3 protein-coding genes are annotated in these 6895 nt (G+C 68.6%); 1 reads left to right on the top strand and 2 read right to left on the bottom strand.

The features are described 5' to 3' along the window. Nucleotides 1–506: 506 nt before the first annotated feature. Together AC3A57_RS04910 and acnB are read right to left on the bottom strand one after the other, a co-directional pair. The gene (locus tag AC3A57_RS04910) at nt 507–641 is read right to left on the bottom strand and encodes a hypothetical protein (protein ID WP_255595198.1); all 135 of its coding nucleotides are present in this window, start codon (nt 639–641) and stop codon (nt 507–509) included. Nucleotides 642–959: 318 nt separating this feature from the next. Next, entirely contained in the window at nt 960–3557 is a 2598-nt protein-coding gene (gene acnB / locus AC3A57_RS04915; protein WP_487577872.1) for a bifunctional aconitate hydratase 2/2-methylisocitrate dehydratase, read from the bottom strand. Nucleotides 3558–3937: 380 nt separating this feature from the next. Between acnB and acnA the strand changes: the two genes are divergently transcribed. Next, on the top strand, nt 3938–6724 hold the full coding sequence (gene acnA / locus AC3A57_RS04920; protein ID WP_487577873.1) for an aconitate hydratase AcnA: 2787 nt from the start codon (nt 3938–3940) through the stop codon (nt 6722–6724). Nucleotides 6725–6895: the final 171 nt, after the last annotated feature.

Raw genomic sequence — 6895 nt, forward strand, 5'->3', positions numbered from 1 at the left:
GCCGCTCCTACAGGGGGTTGGATCGTCGCTCGATGAGGCCGGCGCCGGCCTTCGCCGTGGCGCGGTCGCGGCTTGCGCCGCTCCTACAGGGGTTGGGTCGTCGCTCGATGAGGCCGGCGCCGGCCTTCACCGTGGCGCGGTCGCGGCTTGCGACCGGAGGAAATCCCCGTGGGACGCCGCTTCGATCCTGTTATGGCGCCACCCGTCCGAATCGGCGGCCCTTGTAGGAGCGGCGTGAGCCGCGACCGCCGCAGCGGTGGGCGCGAACGATGTCGCCGGAGTCCCGCCAATCGGCTGCGCATGGACAAGAACCGTGCCGCTCCGGTCTGCGGAGCGAACGCTTGCGTTCGTCGCTGCGGCGGTCGCGGCTTACGCCGCTCCTACAGGGGGTTGGATCGTCGCTCGATGAGGCCGGCGCCGGCCTTCGCCGTGGCGCGGTCGCGGCTTGCGACCGGAGAAAATCCCCGTGGGACGCCGCTCCTACCCCTTGCAACGGGCGGGGGCGCTCAGCCTGCGAACGGGGCGCCGGCGCCGCCATGGCCCCAGGCCCAGATCACGGCCGCGATCAGGGCCAGAGCCAGGGTCCAGCGCATGGCTTGCTCGACTCGGTCGGAGCGCGCCGGTTTGTGCGTCGTTTTCATGTCCTTGTCCTTTCGCGGCCGGCAAGACGTGGTCGCGGCGATCCCTTCATTGACAGTCACGCGCTGCGCAACAGCGGACGGCCACGCCATCTCGTCATGCCCGGCTCGATGACGCCTGTGCCGTAACGGCGGCGCCGCCGCGCCTCACCCAATCTCCCCGCGCAGCCCCACAGCCGCCGATGTCGCAACGAAGGGCGAACGTTCGCCGACTCGTCGCCGGCGGGGCCAGGAAAGGAAGCGCAAGCGCCCGGCACGGATCGCCGGACAAAGAAAAACCCCGGCCGAAGCCGGGGTTTTTCGTCGCGCGTCGGGCCGGGATCAGGCGGCGACGGTGTCGGCGACCTGCTTGTAGTCTTCGATCTGGTCGAAGTTCATGTAGCGGTAGATCTTGTCGCCGTTGGCGTTGATCACGCCGATGTCCGCCATGTACTCCTCCCGGGTCGGGATCCGGCCCAGACGCGAGCAGATCGCGGCCAGCTCGGCCGATCCCAGGTACACGTTGGTGTTGCGGCCCAGACGGTTGGGGAAGTTGCGGGTCGAGGTCGAGAACACGGTCGCGCCCTCGCGCGCCTGCGCCTGGTTGCCCATGCACAGCGAGCAGCCCGGCATTTCCATGCGCGCGCCGGCGGTGCCGAAGGTGCCGTAATGGCCTTCCTTGGTCAGCTCCGAGGCGTCCATCTTGGTCGGCGGCGCGACCCACAGGCGGGTCGGGATGTCGCGCTTGCCTTCCAGCAGCTTGGCCGCGGCGCGGAAGTGGCCGATGTTGGTCATGCACGAGCCGATGAAGACTTCGTCGATGACCGCGCCGGCGACGTCGGACAGGGTCTTCACGTCGTCCGGGTCGTTCGGGCAGGCGACGATCGGCTCGACGATCTGGTCGAGGTCGATCTCGATCACCGCCGCGTACTCGGCGTCGGCATCGCCTTCCAGCAGCTGCGGGTTGGCCAACCAGCCTTCCATCGCCTTGATCCGGCGCTGCAGCGAGCGCGCGTCGGCGTAGCCTTCGGCGATCATCCACTTGAGCAGGGTGATGTTGCTGGTCAGGTACTCGATGATCGGTTCCTTATCCAGCTTGACCGTGCAGCCGGCGGCCGAGCGCTCGGCCGAGGCGTCGGACAGTTCGAACGCCTGCTCGACCTTCAGCTGCGGCAGGCCTTCGATCTCGAGGATGCGGCCGGAGAAGATGTTCTTCTTGCCCTGCTTGGCGACGGTCAACAGGCCCTGCTTGATCGCGGCCAGCGGGATCGCGTTGACCAGGTCGCGCAGGGTCACGCCGGGCTGCATCTGGCCCTTGAAGCGGACCAGCACCGACTCGGGCATGTCCAGCGGCATGACGCCGGTGGCCGCGGCGAACGCGACCAGGCCCGAGCCGGCCGGGAACGAGATGCCGACCGGGAAGCGGGTGTGCGAGTCGCCGCCGGTGCCGACGGTGTCGGGCATCAGCATGCGGTTGAGCCAGGAGTGGATGACGCCGTCGCCCGGGCGCAGGGCGATGCCGCCGCGGTTGCTGATGAAGGCCGGCAGCTCGTGGTGGGTCTTGACGTCGACCGGCTTCGGGTAGGCCGCGGTGTGGCAGAACGACTGCATCACCAAGTCGGCCGAGAAGCCCAGGCAGGCCAGGTCCTTGAGCTCGTCGCGGGTCATCGGGCCGGTGGTGTCCTGCGAACCCACCGAGGTCATCTTCGGCTCGCAATAGGTGCCCGGGCGGATGCCCGGCTGCGCGCCAGCGACTTCGGCCAGGCCGCAGGCGCGGCCGACCATCTTCTGCGCCAGCGAGTAGCCCTTGCCGGTGTCGGCCGGGTTCGAAGGCAGGCGGAACAGGGTCGACGGGGGCAGGCCAAGGGCTTCGCGCGCCTTGGCGGTCAGGCCGCGGCCGACGATCAGCGGGATGCGGCCGCCGGCGCGGACTTCGTCCAGCAGCACGTCCGACTTGAGCGCGAATTCGGCGATGACCTGGCCGTTCTTCAACGCCTTGCCCTCGTACGGGCGCAGCTCGACCACGTCGCCCATGTTCATCTGCGACACGTCGAGTTCGATCGGCAGCGCGCCGGCGTCTTCCATCGTGTTGTAGAAGATCGGCGCGATCTTCGAGCCCAGGCAGACGCCGCCGTAGCGCTTGTTCGGAATGAACGGGATGTCCTCGCCGGTGAACCACAAGACCGAGTTGGTGGCGGACTTGCGCGACGAACCGGTACCCACGACGTCGCCCACGTAGGCGACGAGATGACCCTTCTCCTTCAGCGATTCGATGAACGCGACCGGGCCGCGCTTGCCGTCTTCCTCGGGAACGATGCCGTCGCGCGCGTTCTTCAGCATCGCCAGGGCGTGCAGCGGAATGTCCGGACGGGTGGTCGCGTCGGGCGCCGGCGACAGGTCGTCGGTGTTGGTTTCGCCGGTCACCTTGAACACGGTGACGGTCAGCGACTGCGGCACTTCCGGCTTGCTGGTGAACCACTCGGCGTCGGCCCAGCTGCGCAGCACGGCCTGGGCGTTGGCGTTGCCCTTCTCGGCCTTCTCCTGCACGTCGTGGAAGGCGTCGAACATCAGCAGGGTGTGCTTGAGCGCCTCGGCGGCGACGGTGCCGACCTGCGCGTCGTCGAGCAGATCGATCAGCGGATGGATGTTGTAGCCGCCGAGCATGGTGCCGAGCAGCTCGGTGGCGCGGGCGCGCGAGATCAGGGCGTTGCTCTCGCTGCCGAAGGCGAGCGCGGCCAGGTAGGAGGCCTTGACCTTGGCCGCGTCGTCGACGCCGGCCGGGACGCGGTGGGTGATGAGATCCAGCAGGAACTCCTCCTCGCCGGCCGGCGGGGCCTTCAGCAGCTCGATGACCTCGGCGGTCTGCTGGGCGGTCAACGGCAGCGGCGGAATGCCCAGCGCGGCGCGCTCGGCAACGTGTTGGCGATAGCTGGAGAGCATGGAGAGTCCCGTCGGAATGGAGCGGAAAGACGCCGTACCGTTGCGTGGTCCGCACGGCGGGCCGGGCGGATTGCGTGGCGGCTTGGGGGCGAGGCCTCAGGCGCCCGCCAGGGGCTCGGCCTCAACCGCATATTTTGCCTTCAAAGGCGCCTGCGGGCAACGCGGCCCGGATCGCGCCCGGCCCCGCCGGGCAAGGCTTTGCGCGATCCGTCCATACGCTGCGGCGGAACGCTGTAGCCCGCTTAGACCATTGTCTGCACGCTACCTGAACCCGATAAAGCGATAATCGGCGCCACGCCCGACCGCAGGGTCGAGCGGCGCCTCGCCAGCCACCGTGCCGTGCCCCACGCACGCCAGCCGCATCAAGGAGCTCCAACGACATGCCCGACTCCTACGCCACTCGCCGCAAACTGACCGTCAACGGCCGCGACTACACCTACTTCAGCCTGCCGGCCCTGGGCGAGCGCTTCGACATCAGCCGTCTGCCCTACTCGATGAAGATCCTGCTGGAGAACCTGCTGCGCCACGAGGACGGCGGCGCCACGGTCGGCAAGGAGCACATCGAGGCGGTCGCGCAATGGGACTCGGCCAAGGAGCCGGACACCGAGATCGCCTTCATGCCGGCACGGGTGGTGCTGCAGGACTTCACCGGCGTGCCCTGCGTGGTCGACCTGGCGGCGATGCGCGACGCGGTCGGCAAGCTGGGCGGCAATCCGGCCCAGATCAACCCGCTGATCCCCTCCGAACTGGTCATCGACCACTCGGTCCAGGTCGACGTGTTCGGCAGCCCCGAGGCGCTGGACCTCAACGGCAAGATCGAATTCCAGCGCAACCAGGAACGCTACAGCTTCCTGCGCTGGGGCCAGAAGTCGTTCGAGAACTTCAAGGTGGTGCCGCCCAACACCGGCATCGTCCACCAGGTCAACCTGGAGAACCTGGCCCGGGTGGTGGTCGGCCGCGAGGTCGACGGCGAACTGCTGGCCTTCCCCGACACCGTGTTCGGCACCGACAGCCACACCACGATGATCAACGGCATCGGCGTGCTCGGCTGGGGCGTGGGCGGCATCGAGGCCGAGGCGGCGATGCTCGGCCAGCCCTCCTCGATGCTGATCCCGCAGGTGGTCGGCTTCAAGCTCAGCGGCCAGTTGCCGGAGGGCGCCACCGCCACCGACCTGGTGCTGACCGTGACCCAGATGCTGCGCAAGCTCGGCGTGGTCGGCAAGTTCGTCGAGTTCTACGGCGACGGCCTGCAGCACCTGCCGCTGGCCGACCGCGCCACCATCGCCAACATGGCGCCGGAGTACGGCGCCACCTGCGGCATCTTCCCGATCGACGCCGAGGCGGTGAACTACCTGCGCCTGTCCGGCCGCTCGGAAGAGCAGATCGCCCTGGTCGAGGCCTACGCCAAGGCCCAGGGCCTGTGGCACGAGCCGGGTCAGCCGCATGCGAGCTACTCGGCCACGCTCGAACTCGACCTGGGCGAGGTCAAGCCCTCGCTGGCCGGCCCCAAGCGTCCGCAGGACCGGGTGTTGCTGGAGAACGTGCACAGCAACTTCAACGACAACCTCGGCCCGCTGATCGCGGGCCGTAAGACAGGTAACGGCGGCAAGCCCAAGGGCGTGGGCTGCGCGATCGAGGAACTCAATGGCGAAGGCGGCGCCCAGCCGCAGGCCGAGCACCTGGCGGCCAAGCCGGTGTCGAAGATCCGCATCCAGGACCAGGACGCCGAGCTGTCCGACGGCTCGGTGGTGATCGCCGCGATCACCTCCTGCACCAATACCTCCAACCCGGCGGTGATGCTCGGCGCCGGCCTGCTGGCGCGCAACGCCGCGCGCCTGGGGCTGAAGTCCAAGCCCTGGGTCAAGACCTCGCTCGGCCCGGGCTCGCTGGTGGTCACCGACTACCTGAAGAAGGCCGGCGTGCTCGACGACCTGGAAAAGCTGGGCTTCTACGTGGTCGGCTACGGCTGCACCACCTGCATCGGCAACTCCGGCCCGCTGCCGGACGAAGTCTCCAAGGGCATCGCCGAGAACGAACTGGTGGTGGCCTCGGTGCTGTCGGGCAACCGCAACTTCGAAGGCCGGGTGCATCCGGAAGTGAAGGCCAACTACCTGGCCTCGCCGCCGCTGGTGGTCGCCTACGCGATCGCCGGCACGGTCAACATCGACCTGACCAAGGAACCGATCGGCAAGGGCAGCGACGGCCAGGACGTGTACCTGCGCGACATCTGGCCGAGCAACAAGGAAATCGGCGACGTCATCGCCGCGACCGTCGGCCCGGAGCTGTTCGCGCAGAACTACGCCGACGTGTTCAAGGGCGACACGCGCTGGAACCAGATCGCCTCGCCGGACGGCGAATCCTTCGCCTGGGACGAGGCCTCGACCTACATCAAGAACCCGCCCTACTTCGACGGCATGACCATGCAGGTCGGCGGCATCGACGACGTCCACGGCGCCCGGGTCATGGGCCTGTTCGGCGACTCGATCACCACCGACCACATCTCGCCGGCCGGCAACATCAAGAAGGACTCGCCGGCGGGCCGCTACCTGATCGGCCGCGGCGTCCAGCCGGTGGACTTCAACAGCTACGGCAGCCGCCGCGGCAACGACGACGTGATGGTGCGCGGCACCTTCGCCAACATCCGGATCAAGAACCTGATGTTCGGCGGCGAGGAAGGCGGCAATACCCTGTACTACGGCCCGGGCGGCGCGGCGCCGGAGAAGCTGGCGATCTACGACGCGGCGATGAAGTACAAGGCCGACGGCGTGCCGCTGGTGGTGTTCGCCGGCAAGGAATACGGCACCGGCTCCTCGCGCGACTGGGCCGCCAAGGGCACCAACCTGCTCGGGGTCAAGGCGGTGATCGCCGAAAGCTTCGAGCGCATCCACCGCTCCAATCTGGTCGGCATGGGCGTGCTGCCGCTGCAGTTCAAGGACGGCGAGAACGCGCAGAGCCATGGCCTGGACGGTTCGGAAACGGTCAGCGTGACCGGGCTGGAGGACGGCAAGGCCAAGACCGCGACGGTGACGGCGAAGAAGGCCGACGGCCGCGAGACGCGCTTCGAGGTCAAGGTGCTGTTGCTGACGCCGAAGGAAGTCGAGTACTTCCGCCACGGCGGCATCCTGCACTACGTGCTGCGCCAACTGGCGGCGAAGAAGGCGGCCTGACGGGCTCCTGACCGGGCGCAAGCCCCGCCCGCCGCAGTGCGGCGGGCGTTCGGTCGGGCCGCGCGGCAATGCCGCGCAAACGGCCCGCCCTCACCCGCCACGGCGGCATCCTGCACTACGTGCTGCGCCAACTGGCGGCGAAGAAGGCGGCCTGACGGGCTCCTGACCGGG

The organism is Lysobacter sp. Soil_C_15, from assembly GCF_057657315.1.

Coding starts and splice junctions, on each gene's coding strand:
- acnA (WP_487577873.1), top strand. CDS start 3,938: ATGCCCGACTCCTACGCCACTCGCCGCAAACTGACCGTCAACGGCCGC.
- acnB (WP_487577872.1), bottom strand. CDS start 3,557: ATGCTCTCCAGCTATCGCCAACACGTTGCCGAGCGCGCCGCGCTGGGC.
- AC3A57_RS04910 (WP_255595198.1), bottom strand. CDS start 641: ATGAAAACGACGCACAAACCGGCGCGCTCCGACCGAGTCGAGCAAGCC.